We start from the raw sequence: 22599 nt of genomic DNA on the forward strand, positions 1-22599 counted from the left end.
GAAGCCGAGGACGCATACTATCAAGGCTTGAAAACTGACGACATTGCAGCTTGAAATACGAGCTTAACAGTCTCCGGTAAAACCGGGGCGGTTCAGTATACTTTCTAGCTATTTACCCGAATTTGCACCCAAATTTCCGAGAGTCTGTCTGATGTTAACTTGCTGTCGAACCTGCAGTAGCGGTCGTTGGTAAACACGGCAGAGAACGGCCTAATTGAGCCCAACTCCGACAGTTGCTGCAATCTGCTCGAATGTCTGATAAGTGAAATTAGCAGCTATTCAGTGTGCGATGGGCCAGCCCCAAACAAAACCTGCGTGGTGGTGAGGGGGTGGTTTTGGGGTACTCCTAGCTTGTAAGTGCAGAATTCGAGAGCTTGCCATCCTGACAGGCTCAGAAAAGCTCCGGCTTATTGAGCCGGAGACATTTGATCTGCAGTTGCGTTCTATGCGATATCTCTGGCTTGGTCGCGCAAGATAAATTTCTGGATCTTGCCGGTAGACGTGCGCGGGATCGGCATGAAGACAAACTGCCCGGGCACCTTGTAAGGCGCGAGCTGCTCTTTGCACCATGCGCGCAAGGTGTCGGTATCCACTGCTTCACCTCGAGCCAATTCCACAAAGGCACATGGCGTTTCGCCCCATTTCTCATGGGGCATGGCAACCACGGCGGCAATCTCGACTGCGGGGTGACGGTAGAGGGCTTCTTCCACCTCGATGGATGAGATATTTTCGCCACCCGAAATGATGATGTCTTTGGAACGGTCCTTGAGCTGAATATAGCCGTCTGGATGACGCACGCCCAGATCGCCGGAATGGAACCAGCCGCCAGCAAAGGTTTCTCGCGTTGCTTTCGGATTTCGGAAATAGCCCTTCATGACGACGTTGCCGCGAAACATGACTTCGCCCATGGTTTTACCGTCGCGTGGAACCGGCAGCATGGTTTCGGGGTCCATCACATCAAGGCCTTCAAGCGGCAGATAGCGCACGCCTTGACGTGATTTCAGCGTAGCCTGTTCGGCGGGCGGAAGTTTAGACCAGTCCTGATGCCAGTCATTCACCACGGCAGGACCATAGGTCTCTGTCAGCCCATACAAATGCGTCACATCAAAGCCTGCGGATTTCATATCGGCCAGCAGTTTTTCGGGTGGCGGGGCGGCGGCCGTGAAGAATTGCACGGTTTGGTCAAGCTTGCGCTTCTCTTCCTCGGGCGCCGAGATCATCAGAGACATGACAATGGGCGCGCCACAGAGGTGGGTGACACCTTCATCTGCCAAGGCGCTCCAGATCGGTTCTGCCCGCACCTGACGCAGACAGACGTGGGTCCCGATAATCGCCGAGAGAGTCCACGGGAAACACCATCCGTTGCAGTGAAACATGGGCAGCGTCCACAAATAGACCGCATGTTTCGCCATTGATGTCGTCAGTGCATTGCCCTGCGCCAACAAATAGGCACCGCGGTGGTGCGACACCACCCCCTTTGGATCGCCGGTTGTGCCGGAGGTGTAATTGATGGAAATCGCGTCCCATTCGTCCAGCGGCATTAGCCAGTCGAAGTCAGGATCACCCGTCGACAAGAAGGCCTCATAATCCTGCGCATCAGTCGCAGTTGCAGGCGCCGTGAATTCGGCATCGTTGTATTGGATCACAAGCGGTTTCACTGTTGCCAGCGCAAGCGCGTCTTGCATCAAGGGCATGAATTCGCGGTCGACGATAACGATTTTGGATACCGCATGGTCCAGCTGAAACGCGATCACCGATGCATCAAGGCGGGTGTTTATAGAGTGCAAAACACCGCCGCACATGGGCACCCCGTAGTGGCATTCCAACATCGCGGGCGTATTGGCCAGCAAGGCTGATACCGTATCACCGCGCCAGATGCCTTGCTGCGCCAAAGCGGAAGCCAACTGGCGTGATCGAGCGTAAAAATCCGCGTAAGTGCGCCTGAGCGCGCCGTGCACGATCGCTGTATGAGCAGGAAAGACAGAAGCCGCCCGTTCCAGGAATGTCAGCGGCGTCAGCGGCTGGTGGTTTGCCGGATTGCGGTCAAGATCGGTGTTGTAGGGGTTCGTAGTCATTGCTCAGGCGTCCTGCCATTGGGGCGCGCGCTTTTCGATGAAAGCACCGATGCCTTCTTCGGCGTCGTGCGCCAGCATGTTATCGACCATCACACCTGAGGCATAGTCGTAGGCGTCAGGCAGTGTCATTTCGCGCTGTGCGTAGTAAGCACGTTTGCCTGTTGCGAGCGTCATGCTGGATTTCGACGCAATCTTGCGCGCCATTTCCATCGTGGCCTCTTGCAGTGTTTCGGGGGCGACAAGGCGGTTCACAAGACCTATCTCTGCGGCTCGCGCAGCAGAAGTCATATCGCCTGTCAGCAGCATCTCCATCGCGTGTTTGTCGGCGACATTTCGCGACAGTGCCACCATGGGGGTGGAGCAAAACAGCCCGATATGAACACCTGGTGTGCTGAACTGCGCCGTGTCCGCTGCGATTGCCAGATCACAGCTAGCAACCAGCTGGCAGCCCGCGGCCGTGGCCACGCCGGTAACTTCAGCGATAACTGGTTTGGGGCAATTCACGATACCTTGCATCACGCCTGCGCACATCGCCATGACATGTGCAAAATAGGCTTTTCCACCATCCTCGCGCGCGCGCCCAGCTGTCATCTCCTTGAGGTCGTGACCCGCGCAGAACGCTGGGCCATTGGCTGCCAAAACAATGACCCTCACTTTTGAATCGGCCCCTGCATCTCCAAACGCAGCACCCAATTCCGCCAGCATCGTTTCGGACAAGGCATTGCGGCGCGCCACATCGTTCAAGGTCAGGCGCAGTATGCCGTTTTCGTCCAGATTGGCGAATAGGATGTCAGATGTGGTCACGGGGCTACTCCTCTTGTGTGCTAAAGAATGTTGATTTCGACACTGTCGGCCAAGGTGTTCGCGATGAAGCAGTAGCGGTGGGCGCGCTCCTGCATCTCTGCCAGCTTCTCGGCGCTGATTGAAAAGCCGGTGTCGAAACGCACGACCGGATGCAGGTCAATTCGCGTCACAGACATCTGGCCTTTGGGGTTTTTGCCCAAATGGGCTTCGGCGTAATCGTGATAGCTGGCCACGGGCCAGCCTGCTTTTGCCGCCAGCGCCAGAAAGGTCATCATGTGGCAACTGGACAGAGCCGAGGCGAGTGCTTGCTCCGGGTTCGTGTTGTCCGGATTTCCGCCCCAATCAGGGGCGGAATCCACAAGCAGGTCGTAGTGGTTATTGTATTGCACGGTGTGCTCGTTTGAATAAGCCCCAGTTTGCAATACGGGAGTGGCGCGCTGCCAGTGCAGCTCGATAGCGAGGTCTGACATATCGGTCTTCTTTCGTTTGGGAGGGCGTCAAGCCGCCGCGATTTGCTTTTTCGGATCATAGAACGGGCGCTCACAAATGGTCGCGCGGAAGGGGCCAGACTTTGTGACGACCTCGACCTGCGCGCCGATGTTGGCGTGCTCTGCCAACACCAAAGCCAGAGCGATGTTCTGTTCCAAACGTGGGGAATAAACCGCGGATGTGACCTTACCGATTGGTGCACCGTCCAAATTGATTTCCCAGAACGTCGTGTTCGGGGCGGTGAGCGGGTCACTATCGATGATCAGGCCGATTTGCTTGCGGCTCACGCCTTCTTCCTTGATGCGACGCAGCGCAGCCTTGCCTATGAAATCAGCCTCCATGTCGAGGTTGACCAGCCGGTCAAAGCCGAGCTCATAGGGGTTGGTGCTCATATCAGCGTCAGCATGATAGGACAGCATCCCGCCTTCAATGCGGCGAATGGAGGAAGTGTGCCCTGGCTTGAGGCCGAATTCCAGACCCGCGGCCATGATGGTTTCCCACAGCAGATCGCCCTTGGAGCCGTCACGCAGGTAGATTTCATACCCCAGCTCGCTCGACCAACCGGTCCGGGACACAATCAGCGGGATGCCGTTCAACTCGACCTCGCGCAGCCAGTAATAGCGCAGCTCCATGATATCGTCGCCAAAGAGCACACGCATGATCTCGCCAGACTTTGGTCCCTGCAACTGCAAGGGAGACACATCAGGCTCGCCAATCGTGACATCAAGGCCAGAATTGATCGCAACTCCTTGCGCCCAAAGCAGGATGTCGCTGTCTGCCAGCGAAATCCAGAAATGGTTCTCTGCAAGTCGCAACAGGATGGGATCATTTAGAAGGCCGCCATCGGCGTTGGTGATCAGGATGTACTTGCACTGGCCCACGGCCATCTTGGACAGGTCACGGCACGTCAGCATCTGGGTGAACTTGGCAGCGTCCGGGCCGGTGATCTCAACCTGACGCTCAACAGCCACATCACACAGGATCGCCTCATTCACGAGGTTCCAGAAGTTTTGCTCGGGATCACCGAAATCACGCGGGATATACATATGGTTGTAGACTGAAAATCCTTGGGCACCCCAACGCACTGTTGCGTCAAAATAGGGCGACTTGCGGATCTGTGTGCCGAAACCGAAATCATCTGCTTGCATTGGAAGGTCCTCCCGTTTTGTCCGTGATCTCCATGATCAAAGACTGTCAAAATCTTTGCGAGATGTAGTCCAGGATGGGCCGCGAATGCGGTCTGAAGATTCCGAATTCTCGGACCATGCGGGCCGTTTTTCTGGCCTTAACAGGACCGTTTGGGCCGATTTGACTATTTCGGGTTTGCGGCGGCCAATTTTGTGACGTTCGGCAAGCCCGATTTCACCTGTCGAGTGGCAAAGTGAGTCATGTAGCGGTCAATCCCAAGATCTTCGGCATGAAAATCTTCCATCAAGTCTTGAAACGCAGCAAGGCTCGGGCTGATGACCTTCATGATGTAATCGACCCCGCCACCGGTGGCGATACAATCGATGATCTCGTCGCGACTGTTGATGAAGGTCTCAAAGCGTTCAAAATCCGCTTTTCTATGACGGCTCAAGGAGACTGTAACAATCACTTGGGCGAAATCAGCCAGTCGACCCAGCTCAATATCGGCGTGATAGCCCCGAATATATCCGCCCGTTTTCAATCTACCCAGCCGCGCCCAGCACGGTGTCGCAGAAAGACCGCTGATCTCGGCAAGCTTGGCTTTGCTCAATTGCCCATGCTGTTGCAGCGCACTTAAAATCCGGATGTCTGCTGCATCAAGGGCAAGTCTTTTCATTCAGTCAACTCTTTCATGGTACAATGCACGGCAAAAGCTCGCATGACCTCAAGCCAGATTAGTATCTACCTACCTGAAAGTTTTCCATCAGGACGCCGTTTCTGCGACCAAAACTAGCAAATCTACGTCTGGCAGCCAAGCCGCCAGCCAATTAGCGGCTATTTTAGTAGGACATCAATTTTTCGCTACGCTCCTGTTTTCACAAAAGCTATACATTCCAAACGCCGGCATGCAGCTCTGGAGCCTGAGTTGAGTATGGGCGCAATTCTCAACTGCTAAGATTTAGGGTCGTGGCCAGGTATTGGTTTCATCACATTCGCTTGGACCGTGTGCGGTCCAACTGTTTTTTCAATGAACACTTTGTTAACTATCAAGGCTGCGGCCACTAGATGCGCAAATTCTTGTGTGAAAGTCCGCAATGCGCATCAAAGCAACTTATCATGCATATGCAGCGAAATGGCGCTTCGTCCGCGACCTGCAAGTTGAGCCCACGCGCAGCGAAAGGGCGGTTTAGGTACCCCCATATTCTATCCGCTTGAATGGCTGGTTTGGTGAAAATCGCTGCGCCGCCAAAATTTCAGTGCTGCGGTTGCTCGGGTCTGCCATGACTTTTTTCTGCGTGAGCACAACGACCGCAAAGTCCGCACACTGCTCCTTCAGCATATTGAAATACTGCGAGATGCACCAACGACCTGTCTGGTGAAGCTGCGCTGCAGTAAAGAGTTTACTGGCCATAATCCGGTCAAGGCCGTCCGTGAAGACGGCCCTTAAAGATTAGATGTCGATAGCTTCGGCAATTGCCAGGGCATCTTCCAATTCAACACCAAGATATCTGACCGTACTGTCCATCTTGGTGTGCCCCAATAGGACTTGGACGGCACGGAGGTTGCCAGTTTTCTTGTAAATCTGCGTGACCTTTGTCCGCTGCATAGAATGGGTGCCGTAGGCGGTGCCTTCCCACCCAATAGACGAAACCCATTCCCTAACGATCCGCGCATACTGGCGTTGGCCGGAAAACTCAGTTTTGTGCATTTTTGGCCCTCAATTTTGCTTCGAGCTCCAATATTTTGGCTTGCACCGATGACAGCTCCAGATCCGCTTCAGCGCGCGTGAACCGGGGCGTGATGTATTGCGGGCAGTTCCAGTCGAACGCCTCGACAGATATTCGCAGCCCCCGTTCTGTACGCGCACGGTGACGGTCGTCCAGTGACAGCTTTTGCAAGGTGTCCTGATCAGATGGATCAATTGTGTGAATCCTGCCCAGCAGCTTGAGACGTGTTTTGTTCGAGTAATCCATAAAGAACAGCGACACGCGGTCGTTCTGACTTAGATTTCCCATACTTACGTATTGTCGATTGCCGCGAAAGTCGGCAAAACCGAGTGTTTTGCCGTCCAGAACTCGTACAAACCCAACCGGACCACCGCGATGTTGAACATAGGGCCAGCCCGTATCGCTGACGGTTGCCATGTAAAAGCTGTCGCGCGCGGCAATGAATTGGGCTTCGTTTGGACCCAGAGAGTCGTTGTAATCTGCACCAACCTCCATTCGCGCATATGCGTTGCGCGACCCCTGTTCGGACTGGATGTTTTTCACGGCGTCCGTGAAAGCGAGTTCAGCGAATTTGTGTCCCATTTGGCGGACCTTTCCGAGTAGAAGGAATTGCAGGCCGAGATCAGCGAACCCGGGCCAGAAAACAGCAACAAGATAGCGCACTCACTTTCAGTGATACGCAGATCGTTGGAGCCGGTAAGACGGTGCAGGGCGGGCCCTGCACCGCAGTGGCCTAGTTGATCAGGTTATTAGACAAGAATGCCCGGATGATTGCCGATACTTCAGGCCCGTGGGTTTCAAGGATGAAGTGGCCGGCGTCGATCAGGTGCAGTTCCGCATTCGGTAGATCGCGTAGATATGGTGTCGCCCCCTCGGCTGGGAAGATGTAATCATTTTCGCCCCAAACGATCAATGTGGGTGGTTGATATGCGCGGAAGAATTCCTGGAAAGCTGGATAGAGATCGACGTTTGTCCGGTAATCATAAAACAGGTCCAGTTGGATTTCCTGGTTTCCGGGTCGATCAAGATACGCTTGGTCCAGCGTCCACGCATCCGGGCTGACGCGGTTCAGATGGGTTTCAGGCACCCCGTGGGTGTACTGCCATTCGGTTGCGCCGACGTTCAGGAAACCTCTCAATGGTTCGCGATTTTCGTCGGTCGCATCGCTCCAGTAGGTGCGGAACACATCCCAGAACTTCAGCAGGCCTTCTTCATAGGCATTGCCGTTCTGAATGATCAGCGCCTCGATTGCCTCCGGCTCTTTCAAGGCCAACCGGTATCCAACGGGCGCGCCATAATCCATCACGTAAAGGCTGTAGGACGTGAGGCCCAAAGTGTCGGTAAACCCGTCCATCAAAGCCGCATAGCTGGCGAAGCTGTATTCAAATTCGCTGGGGTCCGGCATCGAACTGCGTCCAAAACCGGGATAGTCCGGCGCAATCACATGATAGTCAGTCGCCAGTTCGGGAATGAGGTCGCGATACTGTTGTGACGACGTGGGGAAACCGTGCAACAACAGCAAGGTAGGAGCATTTACGTTCCCGGCTTCTCGGTAGAAAATTTCCTGCCCGTCAATGTTCACAGTGTTGTAGCGAACCGCGTCTTGGCCAATACCACTGAGAGCGGCCGGTGACGTTGCAATTTCTTCTGCGAAGGCTGTCGTTGCGTACGGGACTGACAGCGCCAATGCGATGAGGCCGGACAAAAGGGTCGGCTTGATCGAGTTCATTTTCATTTCTGCATCCTTCGAAATAGGCCGCGTTTCAGGGAGCATTGCCGCGGCGTGTAGCAACAGATAGGGACCTTCCGAAGTTGGAAGAATAATGATAAGTGTGAATTCATTATTGCGAAAAGTGGAATAAATGGACCGCATCCATCAAATGGAAGTATTTGCTGCCATCAATGACACCGGCAGTTTTGTGCAGGCCTCCAACAGGCTTCGCATGTCGCCACCGGCAGTCACGCGGGCCATGAACGCTTTAGAAGACAGGTTGGGCGTTCAGTTGATGACGCGCTCCACCCGCCAGCTAACCCTTACTGATGCCGGAGCGCGCTTTTTGATCGCAACCCGCCAGCTACTTGCCGAAATCGAGACAGCCGAAAAGCTGGCGGTCGGCGAAGAAGGGGTGGCACAAGGCCATTTGACGGTTTCGGCGTCGCTGGCCTTCAGTCGGATGATCGCCGCGCCTGTCATTCGGTCGTTCCTGGCCTCGCATCCACGGATTTCGGTGTCACTGATTGCGGTCGACCGTGTGACGAACATTGTCGAAGAAGGAATCGATGTCGCGATTAGAATTGGTGAACTGCCGGACTCCAGCCTCATGGCGAAGCGATTGGGGGTGGTGCGCCGTTTATTCGTCGCCAGCCCAGAATATCTGGAACGCCGGGGCACTCCAATGGATCCATCAGAACTAAAGCTGCATTCCATAATCGGGTTTACTGGGATCATGCCCAGCCATGACTGGCACTACAAGCATGGCAAATCACGGGGTCACGTCCAATTGCATCCCCGGTTTGAAGTGAATGATGCAACGACGGCACTGACGGCCGCGACCGCTGGTGAGGGGATAACAATGGCCTTGTCATACATGATCGCCGACGAAATCCGTTCCGGCCACCTTGCGCCTGTGCTGGTCGATTACCTGCCGCCTGCGGAGCCCATCCATCTTGTGTATCCGCAAAGCAAAATCGTCGCCCCAAAGGTGCGGGCGTTTGTGGATTTCGCTACGGACCGGTTAACCGATGCTATTCGGCAGTCAGAACTTGTGTTGAGCTAGTGGAACCTCAGGCGACTCATCTGATCAAGACAGTCGAAGCAGCATCAAATCCCATAAAGCAGCCGTTGCAATCCAAGTTCCAGACGGCAGCTATGTCCGCTCCTTGATCCTTGGCCGTCGTTCCTTCGCTGCAAATTGTATGAACGGCCGGTTTTTACGCCACGTTGCGACACCGAAATATTAGCAGTCGCAGCATTTTTCTGCTGCGCGCGCATGCAGCGAGGGTTCGACGCTTCCGCTATGGGCTCCATGTGACCCTTGGCGGCGGATTGATCGAACGACGGCTTTGATTGCCTTCCAAATCTACACTGCGGCTAGAAGGAAAGCTAACATACGCGCTCATCAGTCTTGCGCCACACGTTCACGCTGCAAACCCATGTCGCTCTGCCGATGCGTTCACGACAGTCGGTCAACTATCTCATCTTTCGCCTAGAACCCCCTGACTTGCCCGGCAGTGGCCTCGGCAATCGCAACCTCCGTACAAATAAACTGATCGCATCGACTTGGTCGTCATGCCGACTTGTGGGGAAGGCCAGAAGTTCGCGCCTCAGATCATCAAAATACGGCGCTTTGCGCAGCAAGGCCAGCTTGCCATTTTCAAGGTAATCTACAGCGAACGAAAACCGTTCTTCCTTCGATCCCTTTACACCCAATGTCTTGATATAGATGCGTTCGATCTTCTTGAGGTCCGTGACCATCGCCGATCCATTTGCGCTGTCTTCGACAAGAACTAAATCCGGCTTCCATTTGTCATGAAACGCAATGCCGGCAGCTTTCAGCGCGTCGAACTTCATCCGCCTACGAATGACGTCGAGGATGACCCACCTCTCGTCATCCCAGCCAAAGGTGATGCCGACCGAGTAATCGTTGGTCGTTTCTGCCTTAATCGCGGTGTCCCAGACTTGGTACGTTTCGAGCGGCCGAATGTCAGCGACCTCGTCATCCAACAGCGTTACCTTCGAAAAGTCCAACATTGAGCTGCCCGCAGCTTCAGGATCCTGTAGATACTGTGTGCAGAAGGGTGCTTCGCCAAGGTCCCTCCGGATTTGGGCCAACGTGTCTTCGTTTTCACGGCTATGGGAAAGCAGATCACCTTGCTCGCGCTCGTGCACAAACCCGCAATAGAGGGGGATCTGTTCTGAAATTTGGGCAATTGCGGGTAAGTTTAGGTGCTCAAAAGTTCCCTTGTCCTGAAGGTGCGCGATAAGATCGTCCTGATGTAGACGCTGCTGAACCACGACGATGCTACCCGATGCTTTCTTGTTGATCCGTGTATACAGCGTTTCGTCAAAGAACCGGCGTGCGTCTTCTCGCATTGCATCCGAATTCGCGTCGCTCGCTTTCATAAGGTCATCGACGATGATCAGATCGGCGCCGATACCTGTAACCGACCCGCCAACGGTGACAGCACGACGACCGCCGCCCTGAAGCGTTACAAATTCGGTTGCATTGTTGACTTTGGGCTTCAGTCCAGCGCCAGGAAAAACCGACCGGTAGTATCTGCTGGCGACAAGCTTTCGAAACAACCTGGACTGCTCTTTGGCCAAAGCCTCAGCATAGCTCGCGACAATGACTTTTGTTGCCGGCTCCTTCCCCAATATCCAGGCGGGTAGCACAACCGAAGCGGCAACCGACTTGAGGTACCGCGGCGGCATCGTCACCATCAGCCTGCCGCCATCTTGTTGTGCAGCGGTTTGAAGGGCGTAACAAAGCGCCTCTATGTACCAATCGCCACTCAATTCCTCATCAGGAAACAGGACGCCAAAAGCGTCGCTTAAGAAAACGTGCAAGTTGGTTCTGCGCGCAGCTTGAGCATAATTCGCAAGGTCTTCAGGGCTCAACTTAGTCATCTTCATCATCCTCGTTGTCCATTGAAACGTCATGATGTTTCAGGAGCGCTTGGACAGCTCGCAAATCTGCAGAGGCGTCAGGCATTGTTCCGTCATCTTGTTCAGCGGGGTCGCTTTGCAGGGAGGACATGATTTTGAGCAGAGTGAGCGCCTGATCCGTTGCCTTGGCATTCCCCTTCAATCCATCATTGAGAACACGGCGACCCAGGGCTTCCATGTGAGAGATCTTCTTTTTCTTGCCGCCTTCAAGGATGGTTACTTTTCTGCTGAACAGATCTGCAATGACCTGATCAGGCGACTTACGTCCCTTTGGTCGTCCTTTTGGATTACCTGATTGGCCAGGTTTGAATTGGCCAGAGACAGGCGGCTTGCAGTAACCGACGGGATTTGTGAATTTCTTAGTCATCAGCCGGATCCCCCTCATCACTTTACTCATCGCTCGCCCGCGCCCCACGATCATTCCAAGTCTCATTGGTTTCCAGGTTGTAGGCTTGTTCACCCGTCAGCTCTTGCCACCGGCGGATCGTGACATCGACGTAAAGTGGATCGATTTCCAGGAGCCGTGCGCGGCGCCTGCACCGTTCTGCCGCAAGCAGTGTTGTGCCAGAGCCGCCAAAGGGATCGAGAACAATGTCACCATGGTTCGTGACGTCCTTGATCGCGTCTTCGATCATCGCCACTGGCTTTACCGTTGGATGATCCGCGAGGTCCGCACTTCGGTTATGGCCAAAGGAATTCACACCAGCATATTCCCAGACATTGGTTCTGTTGCGGCCCATCGCTCCCAATTGCACGTTGTTGATGTGCGCCCCTCCCGGGAGCTTGTAGATAGCGCAAAGCTCATGCTGAGATCGATACAAGCTACCCATGCCGCCGTTTGTCTTCACCCAGACACACAAGTTGATTTGTTCCAAATGCAGAGCCCTGCAAGCGGCATCCAATTCATTCAGATGACGCCAGTCAATGAAGGACATCATGATCGCCCCTGCCCTTGCCGCAGCGACCGCATGGCCCAAAGACGTTTTCAGGAAGTCTGTGAATTCCGATGTCGTCATCTCGCCTGACGCCATCGCAAATTCGCGGTGCTTTGCAGCAGCACCGCTACGCACGTGCCCATTAACATGCACGTTGTACGGCGGGTCAGTGTTGATCAACGAAGGTTCATCGCCATCGAGTAATTGCACAAAGCTGGACGCTACCAACGCGGACATACAAGCAATTCGGTGTTTACCAAGAACCCATGTTTCCCCAACTTTGCAAATGGGTTCTGCCGCGGGCCCTTCAACAAACTCCTCCAGGTCTTCAGAGACAGCATCAGTCAGCATGATATCAAGCTCTGCCGTCTCGAAACCGATGGTGTTAAAGTCGAACGACAGATCGCCTGCCAATTCCAGATCGATCAACTCCGCCAGTTCGATTTGTAGAAGGCCTTCGTCCCACTTTGAATTTTCGGCCAATTTGTTATCCGCCAACCGATAGGCTTTGACTTCCGCATCACTGAGATGCGTAACCTCGATGACAGGCACATTCGTCATACCCAATTCGATTGCGGCTTGCCGGCGACCGTGGCCGGCTATCACAACGTCATCGCTGTCGACGATAATTGGGTTCATGAACCCAAACGCGTATATCGAGTTTTTTAGTTGCCCGATTTGTTTGGCGTCGTGGCGACGCGCATTCTTTGCATATGGTTGCAAGTCGTTGATGTTCCGAAAAACGACATTTTGACCTTCCACCAAAGCGGATACAGATTTGCGTTTCCTAATCCGTCGACGAACGTTCAGTTGTTTTTGATTTGTGTGTCTCACTGCCAGCTCTCCTCTATATCTTGGGCTGGCCTCTGATTATGAGCACAAATTGTTGTGGAGCAATAGGGTGTCGGGTTATCAGTCGTTGCATATGCAACTAAATACCGCTCCGCACCCGGTGCGCTGGCTATTTCTCATTTTTTCAATTAGTTAGATGGTTATCCATTCGAGAAATGGTCTTTTCAATGTCGCGGGTGCAGACACAAACGAACCGGGTTCGCTGAAAAAACGCGAAACATCCCTGCAAATTCCACTGTTATTCCCTGTTCTTATGATTAGGGAATTCAGAAAAATACCCTAAGTATCATAGACTTGCGAGATATCTGCGCTCCAGTTCGATGCGATTGTGGCGGATTTCCCTGTTAAATTCCCTGATAGCAGGGAAATATTGGCTGAGACGGGTTCGATGCAGACTGTGACCACCACCACCGTACAATTTTTCAACGAAAAAATTGAACGCGTGCGCAAAGTCATTTTGCGCCGCAAAGTGACAGCGCACCCCCTCTCAAATCCAACACCAAGAACACCCCGATTGATCCCCCGGATCAATCCTGCGCGTTTCTTCGTGGCAGGGGCCACCTGCGGTTCCCTCGCGGAGACGCACTGCCCACGTTCGATTCCAGGGTCGCCCACCATCAAACCATATTTCAACGAAAAAATTGAACGCGTGCGCAAAGTCATTTTGCGCAGCAAAGTGACAGCGCACACCCTCTCAAATCAAACGCCAAGAACACGCCAATTGATCCCCCGGATCAATCCTGCCCCACTCCAATCAAACGCCCACCTCACCTCAGCTCGCTGTACCCGTCAAAGCCGTTTGAACTTTGTCAAATCAAGCGGCGTCCATGTTGTGACCGACAGCCGCCCCTCTTTGTAGGCAAAGGCCAAACTGAAAGAATTGCGCACAACCCGAATGTCAATTGCTCCGATGGGCCACATGTTGCCTTCAAACAAAACCTTGGCCGATCTTTCCGCTGTGACATCCATGATGTGGAATCGCGCCTTTTTCGGGAAATGCTGCCGGAAGGTTTTCTTGATGTCCTTCTTGGAGCGCCACAATGCGCTGCCAACGGCGAAATGTTCATCAAACGGGCCGATGATGTACCAATCCAAAACGTTGTCGCCGCCCATCAGGTTCAGGTTGGCAAAAATGGTGTCCATCTCTTCCTCGGTGGTGCCGGGGCTGACATGCACGCACAGCATCCTGCCGCCAAATAACCCTACAATTCCAAAACATTGGGCAATGCCGGGAAACCTGACCGTCTCTTCTGCGATCCCCATCACATATTCGGTGAAATCTTGATTTGCAGCTGGATTCTTGACCCTAATTCTCATGATCTCTCCAATACTTCAGGCAATCTCCGTGCGGATTGGCTTTACGGATATGGTGGAACGGTCTTGCTGGCCAAGCAAGGGTCTTGGCATTTTGATGAGCCTGCCCCGCCACAGCCCTTTCCGCTTCAACAGTACAGACGGATATGCGCCCGTGCCATCGCGTTAACCAGCACCCCCAGTTCGGTGTTCATCCGTTCCGGCAAAAATCCGATGGCCCCGCGCCACCCGGTCCCCCCGGCCCGCTGTTCTTTCACTGCCGCCTCATAGCTTGTCATCAACTGGGGCAGCTGGACTTGCGCGGTGGCGTAATACTTGGACAGCCATTCCAGCCGACGGGCATAGGCGGCGGTGAAACCGGTCACATGGGTTTGGGCATGGGTGTATTTCGCCTCCAGTTCGGCGTGGCTTTCGTTCAGCTCCTGCGTGACGGCCTTGGCCGAGGCCAGGCTGGTGATCGATTTGCGAATGGCACCCAGATCGGTTTTGCCAGTCTCTGCGCCCACCGCAACCCGCAGCATCATGATCTGTTTGGTGGTCAGGGCAGTTCCACCAATTTTGACGTTAAACGCCTCCTGCTTGGCGGAGACCTCGGCCAGCTTGTTGGCTTCTTGGAATTGCTCAATCGCATTCACAATGGCCACCAGCGCTTCGATGATATTGCCGATGATGCCAAGCGATTCCATGCCGCCGACAAATTGATCCGCTGAGGCCTTCATCGCCGCCTTGGAGGCACCTGCCCTGAACATGCTGCTTTGTTCGATCTCGCGGCAGGCGAGCAGCAGGGACTTGGTTGCCTTCATCATCTTGACCATGACATCGGCCGCCGATTTCATCGATCCGTCCGGCTTGCTGTCCGACAGGCCTGCAAGCGCAAAAACCGTATCAACAATATCTGCAAAATCCCGTGTGGCGGACGTGAGTTTCAAAAGCGCCTGACCGCCCTTTTCACCGGCCTCTTTGCCCTTGCCGGCCGCCATCGCTCTGGCGGCTTCTTGCCCGTCTTTGCCAATGTCCAATGCGGTTTTGAGCCCCTCGGTCCCGGCAAAAAACTTGGACCCCTTGGTCAGCGCCTCAAATTTTCGCAACACTTTGGCCCCGGCGATAAAACACTCCGCGAGTTTGCCCGCGGCAACCAGCGCATAGGCTGTCCCGGTCGCCTGGCGGATTGTCACCCCTTCGCGCTGCAAAGTCAGTTGTTCGTTCCCCGCCCGCACCAATTGATGATAGCTGGTGTACATCCTGACCGCACTGGCCCGCGCTTCCGTCAACTCAGCCAGCCGCTTTGGCGCCCAATCTTCCATCTTTTTGCCCAGTGCATATCGTTGTTCCAGTCGGGTGAGATCCCGCAGGCTATATTCGATTTCCTTGCGGGTTTGTTGCGCGGCCGTAAGGATGTGATCGGCAGAACTGGCAACTTTCTTTTCATTGGCGGTGGCGGGCATGGCGGTGTCCTTCCATTGGTCTGTAAAACAGCAGATATCAGCAGGCGACTTGGCCTCTTGCCGCACAATCCATGCGTCAAAAGGGGGGATCCAATGGTGCCTGCGCCAATGGGTCGGTCCTGTAGTGTTAGTTGAAAATGCGCCTCAGGTCCAACTCCGCGCCGCCCAGGGCGGAGCTGCCCCTAACAGCAGGCGGGGTGCCACCGTGGATCAAAGCGCTGTTTCTGGTGCATCAGGGGATCAAAACATCGCCGCGTTGAAAGCTCGCGACATCCATACTCAGATCATCATAGACCACCTGGATCGTGATCGAATGGACGGCACCTTGTTTGAGCTTGAGATAGGGAAACCCATCGTCTTCCAAGATCGCGTTGGGCGTTGAAAACTGGGTGTGACAGGGCGGCAGCGGCCAGTTCTGCATCGGCTCGTTGTTGACTGAGATCGCCATCGCCGCCAAGCCGCAGCGCCAGCTCCACAGATGTGTCACATACAGCAAGTCATTGCCGTCATAATCGCGCACCGCCACCCAGTTGCCTTTGGTTGCATTCAGGATCGGCTTGACCTCGGCCGCCGTGGTAAATTTGCCCGACGGGGTCTGCGGCTCAGCCACCAATCCGGCGGGCACCACGGCCATGTTGAACCCGGCGCCTGCGGCTGGGGTCTGCACCTGAGGCGCGGCGGGCACCGCTGGCACACTGGCAGTTGCCGTTGCACCACCAATTTGGACGCCCTCGCCAACCACAACGGATTGCTCGGAAATCACCACGCTGGGCGCGGTAAACTGGCTTTGCGCTTGCGCGTTCGCACTGCCGCCGGGTCCATCCGCCGAATTCAATCCAGCCGCCATCATCGCGAAAAAGAAATCAATCATTTTTTATCTCCCCCTGGCCGCGGCTCAATTGCCGTCTTTTGCCATGCAACATCTGCCCCTATAGTGACCACAAAAGACCAAAGGGCAGATCAAGTATGGCACGCAAAACAGGCAAGCCGCAAACCTTCAACGTGGTTGTTGTCGGCCAACAGGGCAGATTGTCCTATGAGGCGCTGATTTTTGCGGCCTCTTTGCGCCAATGCAGCCCTGATTTTTCGGGCCGCCTGCTCATCGCGGAGCCGCAAGCGGGCCCCCTGTGGGAAGGCAATCCCGCGATCCAGAACACCCCCGTGCGTGAGGCGCTTGAGGAACTGGGCGCCGAGATCATCCCCTTCCACAACACGGTTTTTGGCGAGAACTACCCCTACGGCAACAAGATCGAAATGCTGCAATCCCTGCCCAAGGGGGAGCCATTTGTGTTTTTCGACACAGACACGCTGATCACCGGGGATCTGTCCCGAGTGCCGTTTGATTTTGACCGCCCCAGCGCGTCTTTGCGCCGCGAAGGCACATGGCCCCAGCCACAGCTTTACGGTCCGGGTTACGCAGGCCTGTGGAAATCCCTCTACGACAAATTCGGGCTGGATTTCGAGAGCAGCCTCGATCTCAGCCAACCCGACGAGTACTGGAAACGCTACCTCTACTTCAACGCGGGCTTTTTCTTTTACCGCTGCCCGCATGAGTTTGGCGCTTTGTTCCTCGAATATGCCCGCGCCATCCGCGACACCCCGCCCGTAGAGCTTTGCGCCCAAAGCCTTGATCCCTGGCTCGACCAGATCGCGCTGCCATTGGTGATCCACGCGCTCGGAGGCGGCCGCGATACGCTGCCAGAGGGCCTTCTGGACGGCGAGGTGTCCTGCCACTACCGGGTTCTGCCATTGCTCTACGCCCGCGAAACCGACCGCGTGGTCGAAGTGCTCGAACAGGTGACCGCCCCCAACAAAATCAAAAAAGTGCTCAAAGGCTACGACGCCATCAAACGCATGATCTATCAGGGCCGCGGCCAGAAAGTCCGCGCCCTCTTTGACCAAGGCAACCTGCCGCGCAAGGAACAGGCGATCCGCAACAAGATCAAATCCAACGGCTTCTGGATGCGCTGACCCCTCCCCTTTTTGGCAAAAAATACTCCACGGGGGTCTGGAGGTGTGAAACCCCCAGCGGTTGGCCGCAAATACCATCCAAAACATATGTTCGCGAACGCGTCCTCAAACAGAACGCACGTTCTTTCGCGCATCGCCACGCCGCATAGGCTCCCTGAAAACCGCCCTTCTCTTGTGCGGCCATAACCATTGCCGTAACCATATTCCCAAACAGAGGAGAGACACCCATGACAGATGCCACCTACGGCTTTGACACCCTGCAAATCCACGCTGGCGCACGGCCCGATCCGGCCACCGGTGCACGGCAAACCCCGATCTACCAAACCACGGCCTATGTGTTCCGCGATGCAGATCACGCGGCGGCGCTGTTTAACCTGCAAGAGGTGGGCTATATCTATTCGCGCCTGACCAACCCGACGGTTGCGGTGTTGCAGGAACGCATTGCCACGCTAGAGGGCGGCGTTGGCGCTGTTTGCTGCTCTTCGGGTCACGCGGCACAGATCATGGCGTTGTTCCCTCTGATGGGTCCGGGCAAAAACATCGTCGCCTCCACCCGTCTTTATGGCGGCACGGTCACCCAGTTCAGCCACACGATCAAACGCTTTGGCTGGTCCTGTAAGTTTGTCGATTTTGATGATCTAGACGCCGTGCGCGACGCCATCGACGATGACACCCGGGCGGTCTTTGGTGAGGCGATTGCAAACCCCGGCGGTTACATCATGGATGTGCGGGCCGTGGCCGATGTGGCCGATGCCGCGGGCATTCCGTTGATCATCGACAACACCTCGGCCACGCCGTTCCTGTGCCGCCCGATTGATCTGGGCGCGACGCTGGTTGTGCATTCCACCACCAAATACCTCACCGGTAACGGCACCGTCACGGGCGGCTGCGTTGTGGATTCGGGCAAGTTTGACTGGTCCGCCAATGACAAATTCCCCTCGCTCAGCCAGCCGGAGCCGGCCTATCACGGCCTCAAGTTCCACGAGACCTTTGGCAATCTTGCCTTCACCTTCCACGGCATCGCCATCGGCCTGCGCGATCTGGGCATGACGATGAACCCGCAGGCGGCGCATTACACGTTGATGGGCACTGAAACCCTGTCCTTGCGGATGGAGCGGCACGTTGAGAACGCGGTGAAAGTCGCCAAATGGCTCGAAAGCGACGACCGGATTGATGCTGTGACCTACGCCGGTCTGGAATCCTCGCCCTATTATGATCGCGTCGCCAAGGTCTGCCCCAAAGGCGCCGGTGCCCTGTTCACCATCGCGGTCAAGGGCGGTTATGACGCCTGCGTCAAGCTGGTGAATTCGCTTGAGATCTTCAGCCATGTGGCCAACCTCGGCGATACCCGTTCGCTGGTCATCCACTCGGCCTCCACGACCCACCGCCAACTGTCCCCGGAACAGCAAGAGGCGGCCGGCGCAGGGGCCAATGTGGTGCGGATCTCCATCGGTACGGAAAACGCCGATGATCTGATTGCCGATCTCGATCAGGCTTTGGCCCAAGCGGCAGGCTGACCGCCCGCCTCATGAGCGTTTTGGCCCCGTCTGCAAAGGCGGGGCCTTTCTTCTTATGTGGACGATTGTCAGCTCCGAGCACAAGATGCCCACAGAGATGAAGCACGATTTGCCAAATCGCCGGTTTGGCAGCGCCCGAACCGCCCCGTTTTGGCGAAGGCAAACCTACGGTTTGACGGGGCGGGCGCGGTGGTTGCTTTAGAGCGGCTTCGTTCGCACTTCAGACATTAAGCATGGACCACAGGCAGCCGCGCCACCATCCAACATGCAATGTTTATGGCTGGCGGATTTCGAACACCAGTGTCACCCGCGCCTCTACGCCCACCTCTCCGCTGGCGATGGCGCTGTCCATGCTGGCCCGGCCCGCCGACATTTCCATCATCCGCGGTCCGGCATTGCTGCCCGCCTCGCTGAGCCGCACCAACGGGCCAAGCGCGACACCCGCCGCCTGTGCCAGTTCTTCGGCCTTGGCCCGCGCATCCCCGACTGCAAGCCGCCGCGCCAGCGATTGCGCGGCGCTAGGATCTTGAAGATCGAATCGCAAACCATTGAATTCATTCGCTCTGATCTCGATCACCGCATCAAGGGTTGACCCAAGAACCGCCAAGTCCCGCACCCGCACCGTCACGGTATTGCCCGCCTCATAGCCCACCAGATCAGGCGGCGTGCCATCGTTGATGCCGCGCGAATTATAGACCGGACGCAGGTAAAACCCGCTGGTCTGCTGATCGGTGTTTGCAATGCCAACATTGGTCAAAGTGTTCAGAATCCCGGCCACATCATCCGTCACCAGTGCCATGGCCTCTTGCGCCGTATCGCCGCGGTGGCGCACCCCCAAAGTAATGGCAGCCATATCGGGTGCCACGGCGACGCGCCCCTCACCTGTGACGATGATGCCGGCCTCGGTTGTCGCTTGCGCCCATGCCGCCGGCGCCGCCAACAGCCAGATCACAGCCGCCCAATTGATCCATCTCATACCATTTAACCTTTCATGCGCTATAATTGGGGATACAATGCCCCCGCGCCTTCAATGGGGGCAAGCCTCTGCGCCGCCTTTCCCTTTCCTTAGGCAAAGACCCGCGCTATTCTTGAACCTCACCGGAGCTGTCTCGATCCGGGTCCGTGCAATATGTTAAAGATCGCCCAATGAAGCCGAATTTTGCCCTTTCCCTGTCATTCGAAGGAATCAGGCTCTTGCACCGTGCGGCGGGTGGCTGGCGCGTGGTGGGAGAGGTGCCGCTGGATTCGGCTGATCTGGGCACAGATCTTGAGGCGCTGCGCCAAAAGGCGCTGACCTTGGATCCCGGCGGCGTCGAGACCAAGCTGATCTTGCCCAATGATCAGATCAAATACCTGACGATCGACACCCCCGGCCTTGATCCTGAGGCCCGCCGCGAAGCTGCCGCGCTGGCGTTGGACGGGGCCACGCCCTATGCCGTGGCAGATCTGGCCTTTGATATTTGTACCGATGGCGATCAGACCCATATCGCTGCCGTGGCGCGTGAGACGATGGCCGAGGCCGAAGGTTTCGCCACGCAGTACCGATTTCACCCGTTGTGCTATGTCGCCGTGCCGGACGATAGCCCGTTCTTGGGAGAGCCGTTTTTTGGTGCAACGGCCGCATCTGATGATCTGTTAGAGCCGGGCGATACCGTAGAGCCGGACGGCATTGCCGTCGTGGTGATCGGGGATGTGGAATGGCCCGAAGCAGCGGACGAGGCCACGCCCGAAGCCGACAATGCGGAGGGGGCTGAGCCAAAGGAAGATACCGCTGAAGTTAAAGACGCCGGTCCACAGGCAGAGCCTGATGCCGCGCCCGATGCGGACCCAGTAGCGGTTGATAGCGCTGTCGAAGACGCGCCTGAGGCCGCTGCGCAAGAGGATGATCCCTTGCCGGTGCTACCGCCGCTGAAGGGTGCCAAAGAGGCCCGTCCCGATGCGGCACCCGTTGAGGACATCCCGCCCCCACCCAAGCGGGAAGGCACCTCTGCCGGATTTGCCAGCCGCCGCGGCAATGGCGCATCAAAGGCACCGGTTCTTGGGGCGGCAAGTCGCGCGGTGCCGCCGACACCCGTGCCTGCCGCCGATGCTTCGGTCACCGCGCCCGGCATCCCGATTGAACCCGACAGCAGCTCGTTTGAAGATCCTGATCCGGCGCCCGCACCCGCCCCGGCCAAAAGCGGTTTTCTCAGCCGCCGCAAGGCCAAACCAGAGACCGCCCCAGCCGAAGATGCCCATGGCGGCGCTGCCGCATCAGAGACCGAGCGGCTGACCGTATTTGGCGCACGCAAGACCGACGTGCGCGGAAAACCCCGGTTCCTTGGGTTGATCCTCACGGCCGTTTTGCTGATCTTTCTGGCCGGCGTTGCGGCTTGGGCTTCGGTATTTATGGACGAAGATTTTAGCCTGTCGCGCCTCTTTGGCGGTAAGGCGACCGTGGAACAGGGACAGGATTCTCCGCCAGCATTGCCCGCCGAAGATCCAGTGGCGGATGCGGCCATCGAAACAGCCTCCCTTGATCCGGCACTTTCAGATGAGGATGGCGCGGTGCTGGATGCGCTGCGCGAGCCTGCGCAGCCTGCCCTGCCCGAGCCGCTGAGCGAGGCGGAGCTTGAGGCGAACTATGCCACGTCCGGCATCTGGCCACGCGCCCCCGATGTGCCACCAGAACCTGCCAGCTTGATCGACATTGATGATTTCTACCTGACCAGCATCGACCCTGTGAGCACAGCAAACGATGCAGTCGCCCTGCCCCCCGCCGATAATTTTGCAACTGATCTGGCCCTGGCAGCCGTGTCATCGCCGGTGGCCGCTGGCACCCGCTTTGCGCTGGATGCACGTGGGCTGGTGCGGCCCACGGCCCAAGGCGCACTTAGCCCGGATGGCATTACTGTGTTTTTGGGCAAGCCGCCGGTCATTCCGCCTGCGACCCCAACCCGGTTTCAATCTGTGCCGCAGGATTTGGGTGTGCGCGATGCGCTGGCCGCGTTTCGGCCCAAACTGCGCCCCGGCGATCTGGAAGAGCAAACCGAACGCGCCCAGCTTGACGGCTTGACCCGCAGTGAATTGGCCGGATTGCGCCCGGTTCTGCGCCCGCTGTCGGTGCAAGAGGCCGCACGCGCCCAATTGGTCAGCCCTGCTGACACCAACGAAGCGGTTGCCGCCGCGCTTTCCGCACCCGAAGCCGCCGAAGATCCCTTTGACAGCGCAACCCGGCAAGCGGTCGCCGCCTCCATCCGGCCAGACACCCGTCCGCGCAATTTTGCGCGCATCGTCAAACGCGCCGAACGCAGCACCGCCAATGACGAGGTCCGTGTGGCCAGCGCCGCCGCCGTGGCACCGCGCACGGTCAAACCAAAGATCCCGTCGAAGACCTCCGTTGCGAAACAGGCCACCGTGAAAAACGCGATTAACCTCAAGAAGGTCAACCTGATCGGCGTTTATGGCAAACCCTCCAGCCGCCGCGCTTTGGTGCGGCTCAGCAATGGCCGCTACAAAAAGGTTGTTGTGGGGGACCGGATTGATGGTGGCCGTGTATCCGCCATTGGTGACAGCGAATTGCGCTATACCAAACGCGGGCGCAACGTTGTCCTGAAGATGCCCAAAGGATAACGCCGCACCCAGTGGATGCGGCGTTCCCAGTCAGGGGTTGATCCCCTGTTGTCCGAGGCAGAGA

General features: G+C 56.4%; 20 protein-coding genes and 1 pseudogene. 4 read left to right on the forward strand and 17 right to left on the reverse strand.

The genetic code is table 11. From position 1 onward, the window contains the following. Nucleotides 1-443: 443 nt before the first annotated feature. The 9 genes and pseudogenes from C8N31_RS16150 to C8N31_RS16190 form a co-directional block, all read right to left on the reverse strand. Nucleotides 444-2075: an acyl-CoA synthetase gene (locus C8N31_RS16150; protein ID WP_025046828.1), complete on the reverse strand. Its 1632-nt coding sequence runs from the start codon at nt 2073-2075 to the stop codon at nt 444-446. Nucleotides 2076-2078: 3 nt separating this feature from the next. After that, complete coding sequence (locus C8N31_RS16155) at nt 2079-2879, reverse strand: enoyl-CoA hydratase (protein ID WP_025046827.1); 801 nt, start codon at nt 2877-2879, stop codon at nt 2079-2081. Between the two features lie 20 nt (nt 2880-2899). After that, nucleotides 2900-3349, reverse strand: a complete 450-nt coding sequence (locus C8N31_RS16160; RefSeq protein WP_025046826.1) for an OsmC family protein — start codon at nt 3347-3349, stop codon at nt 2900-2902. Nucleotides 3350-3376: 27 nt separating this feature from the next. Continuing rightward, nucleotides 3377-4516, reverse strand: a complete 1140-nt coding sequence (locus C8N31_RS16165; RefSeq protein WP_025046825.1) for a glycine cleavage T C-terminal barrel domain-containing protein — start codon at nt 4514-4516, stop codon at nt 3377-3379. A gap of 164 nt (nt 4517-4680) precedes the next feature. Further along, nucleotides 4681-5172, reverse strand: coding sequence for an Lrp/AsnC family transcriptional regulator (locus C8N31_RS16170; RefSeq protein ID WP_025046824.1), 492 nt, complete (start codon nt 5170-5172; stop codon nt 4681-4683). Between the two features lie 510 nt (nt 5173-5682). Further along, nucleotides 5683-5907: a hypothetical protein gene (locus C8N31_RS16175; RefSeq protein ID WP_025046823.1), complete on the reverse strand. Its 225-nt coding sequence runs from the start codon at nt 5905-5907 to the stop codon at nt 5683-5685. 39 nt (nt 5908-5946) lie between these two features. Further along, nucleotides 5947-6180: pseudogene (locus C8N31_RS16180) on the reverse strand (tyrosine-type recombinase/integrase); the annotation flags it as partial. A 10-nt stretch (nt 6181-6190) separates the two neighbouring features. Continuing rightward, a complete protein-coding gene (locus C8N31_RS16185) occupies nt 6191-6886 on the reverse strand; it encodes a pyridoxamine 5'-phosphate oxidase family protein (protein WP_231476680.1) in 696 nt (231 codons plus the stop codon). Between the two features lie 70 nt (nt 6887-6956). After that, nucleotides 6957-7958 (reverse strand): alpha/beta fold hydrolase, encoded by a 1002-nt coding sequence (locus C8N31_RS16190; RefSeq protein ID WP_025046820.1) that lies wholly within the window; start codon nt 7956-7958, stop codon nt 6957-6959. Nucleotides 7959-8085: 127 nt separating this feature from the next. Between C8N31_RS16190 and C8N31_RS16195 the strand changes: the two genes are divergently transcribed. After that, a complete protein-coding gene (locus tag C8N31_RS16195) occupies nt 8086-9000 on the forward strand; it encodes a LysR family transcriptional regulator (protein WP_025046819.1) in 915 nt (304 codons plus the stop codon). Nucleotides 9001-9413: 413 nt separating this feature from the next. Here C8N31_RS16195 and terL read toward each other — a convergent pair whose 3' ends face one another. The 7 genes from terL to C8N31_RS20585 all read right to left on the reverse strand — a co-directional run bounded on the left by terL (nt 9414) and on the right by C8N31_RS20585 (nt 16306). Continuing rightward, nucleotides 9414-10859, reverse strand: coding sequence for a phage terminase large subunit (gene terL, locus C8N31_RS16200; protein ID WP_025046818.1), 1446 nt, complete (start codon nt 10857-10859; stop codon nt 9414-9416). Next, on the reverse strand, nt 10843-11256 hold the full coding sequence (locus C8N31_RS20230) for a DUF5681 domain-containing protein (protein ID WP_156026864.1): 414 nt from the start codon (nt 11254-11256) through the stop codon (nt 10843-10845). The genes terL and C8N31_RS20230 overlap by 17 nt, the downstream gene beginning before the upstream one ends. A 22-nt stretch (nt 11257-11278) precedes the next feature. Further along, on the reverse strand, nt 11279-12658 hold the full coding sequence (locus C8N31_RS16210; protein WP_231476679.1) for a site-specific DNA-methyltransferase: 1380 nt from the start codon (nt 12656-12658) through the stop codon (nt 11279-11281). 297 nt (nt 12659-12955) lie between these two features. Beyond that, nucleotides 12956-13339, reverse strand: coding sequence for a hypothetical protein (locus tag C8N31_RS20425; RefSeq protein ID WP_156026861.1), 384 nt, complete (start codon nt 13337-13339; stop codon nt 12956-12958). 126 nt (nt 13340-13465) lie between these two features. Further along, nucleotides 13466-13993: a hypothetical protein gene (locus C8N31_RS16215; RefSeq protein ID WP_107992395.1), complete on the reverse strand. Its 528-nt coding sequence runs from the start codon at nt 13991-13993 to the stop codon at nt 13466-13468. Nucleotides 13994-14118: 125 nt separating this feature from the next. Further along, complete coding sequence (locus tag C8N31_RS16220; RefSeq protein ID WP_037917613.1) at nt 14119-15435, reverse strand: hypothetical protein; 1317 nt, start codon at nt 15433-15435, stop codon at nt 14119-14121. A 232-nt stretch (nt 15436-15667) separates the two neighbouring features. Beyond that, entirely contained in the window at nt 15668-16306 is a 639-nt protein-coding gene (locus C8N31_RS20585) for a hypothetical protein (protein WP_025046813.1), read from the reverse strand. A 95-nt stretch (nt 16307-16401) separates the two neighbouring features. On the opposite strand from C8N31_RS20585, the gene C8N31_RS16230 reads away from it, so the two are divergent. Continuing rightward, nucleotides 16402-17406 (forward strand): hypothetical protein, encoded by a 1005-nt coding sequence (locus C8N31_RS16230; RefSeq protein WP_025046812.1) that lies wholly within the window; start codon nt 16402-16404, stop codon nt 17404-17406. Nucleotides 17407-17633: 227 nt separating this feature from the next. Beyond that, a complete protein-coding gene (locus C8N31_RS16235; protein WP_025046811.1) occupies nt 17634-18923 on the forward strand; it encodes an O-acetylhomoserine aminocarboxypropyltransferase/cysteine synthase family protein in 1290 nt (429 codons plus the stop codon). Between the two features lie 274 nt (nt 18924-19197). On the opposite strand, the gene C8N31_RS16240 is transcribed toward C8N31_RS16235, so the two are convergent. Next, the gene (locus C8N31_RS16240; RefSeq protein WP_025046810.1) at nt 19198-19899 is read right to left on the reverse strand and encodes an SIMPL domain-containing protein; all 702 of its coding nucleotides are present in this window, start codon (nt 19897-19899) and stop codon (nt 19198-19200) included. 170 nt (nt 19900-20069) lie between these two features. Between C8N31_RS16240 and C8N31_RS16245 the strand changes: the two genes are divergently transcribed. Continuing rightward, nucleotides 20070-22535, forward strand: a complete 2466-nt coding sequence (locus C8N31_RS16245) for a hypothetical protein (RefSeq protein ID WP_025046809.1) — start codon at nt 20070-20072, stop codon at nt 22533-22535. Nucleotides 22536-22599 lie beyond the last annotated feature (64 nt).

Source organism: Sulfitobacter mediterraneus (genome assembly GCF_003054325.1).
Classification (GTDB): Bacteria; Pseudomonadota; Alphaproteobacteria; order Rhodobacterales; family Rhodobacteraceae; genus Sulfitobacter; species Sulfitobacter mediterraneus.

Coding starts and splice junctions, on each gene's coding strand:
- C8N31_RS16150 (WP_025046828.1), bottom strand. CDS start 2,075: ATGACTACGAACCCCTACAACACCGATCTTGACCGCAATCCGGCAAAC.
- C8N31_RS16160 (WP_025046826.1), bottom strand. CDS start 3,349: ATGTCAGACCTCGCTATCGAGCTGCACTGGCAGCGCGCCACTCCCGTA.
- C8N31_RS16165 (WP_025046825.1), bottom strand. CDS start 4,516: ATGCAAGCAGATGATTTCGGTTTCGGCACACAGATCCGCAAGTCGCCC.
- C8N31_RS16170 (WP_025046824.1), bottom strand. CDS start 5,172: ATGAAAAGACTTGCCCTTGATGCAGCAGACATCCGGATTTTAAGTGCG.
- C8N31_RS16175 (WP_025046823.1), bottom strand. CDS start 5,907: ATGGCCAGTAAACTCTTTACTGCAGCGCAGCTTCACCAGACAGGTCGT.
- C8N31_RS16190 (WP_025046820.1), bottom strand. CDS start 7,958: ATGAAAATGAACTCGATCAAGCCGACCCTTTTGTCCGGCCTCATCGCA.
- C8N31_RS16195 (WP_025046819.1), top strand. CDS start 8,086: ATGGACCGCATCCATCAAATGGAAGTATTTGCTGCCATCAATGACACC.
- terL (WP_025046818.1), bottom strand. CDS start 10,859: ATGATGAAGATGACTAAGTTGAGCCCTGAAGACCTTGCGAATTATGCT.
- C8N31_RS20230 (WP_156026864.1), bottom strand. CDS start 11,256: ATGACTAAGAAATTCACAAATCCCGTCGGTTACTGCAAGCCGCCTGTC.
- C8N31_RS20425 (WP_156026861.1), bottom strand. CDS start 13,339: ATGACTTTGCGCACGCGTTCAATTTTTTCGTTGAAATATGGTTTGATG.
- C8N31_RS16215 (WP_107992395.1), bottom strand. CDS start 13,993: ATGAGAATTAGGGTCAAGAATCCAGCTGCAAATCAAGATTTCACCGAA.
- C8N31_RS16220 (WP_037917613.1), bottom strand. CDS start 15,435: ATGCCCGCCACCGCCAATGAAAAGAAAGTTGCCAGTTCTGCCGATCAC.
- C8N31_RS20585 (WP_025046813.1), bottom strand. CDS start 16,306: ATGATTGATTTCTTTTTCGCGATGATGGCGGCTGGATTGAATTCGGCG.
- C8N31_RS16230 (WP_025046812.1), top strand. CDS start 16,402: ATGGCACGCAAAACAGGCAAGCCGCAAACCTTCAACGTGGTTGTTGTC.
- C8N31_RS16235 (WP_025046811.1), top strand. CDS start 17,634: ATGACAGATGCCACCTACGGCTTTGACACCCTGCAAATCCACGCTGGC.
- C8N31_RS16240 (WP_025046810.1), bottom strand. CDS start 19,899: ATGAGATGGATCAATTGGGCGGCTGTGATCTGGCTGTTGGCGGCGCCG.
- C8N31_RS16245 (WP_025046809.1), top strand. CDS start 20,070: ATGAAGCCGAATTTTGCCCTTTCCCTGTCATTCGAAGGAATCAGGCTC.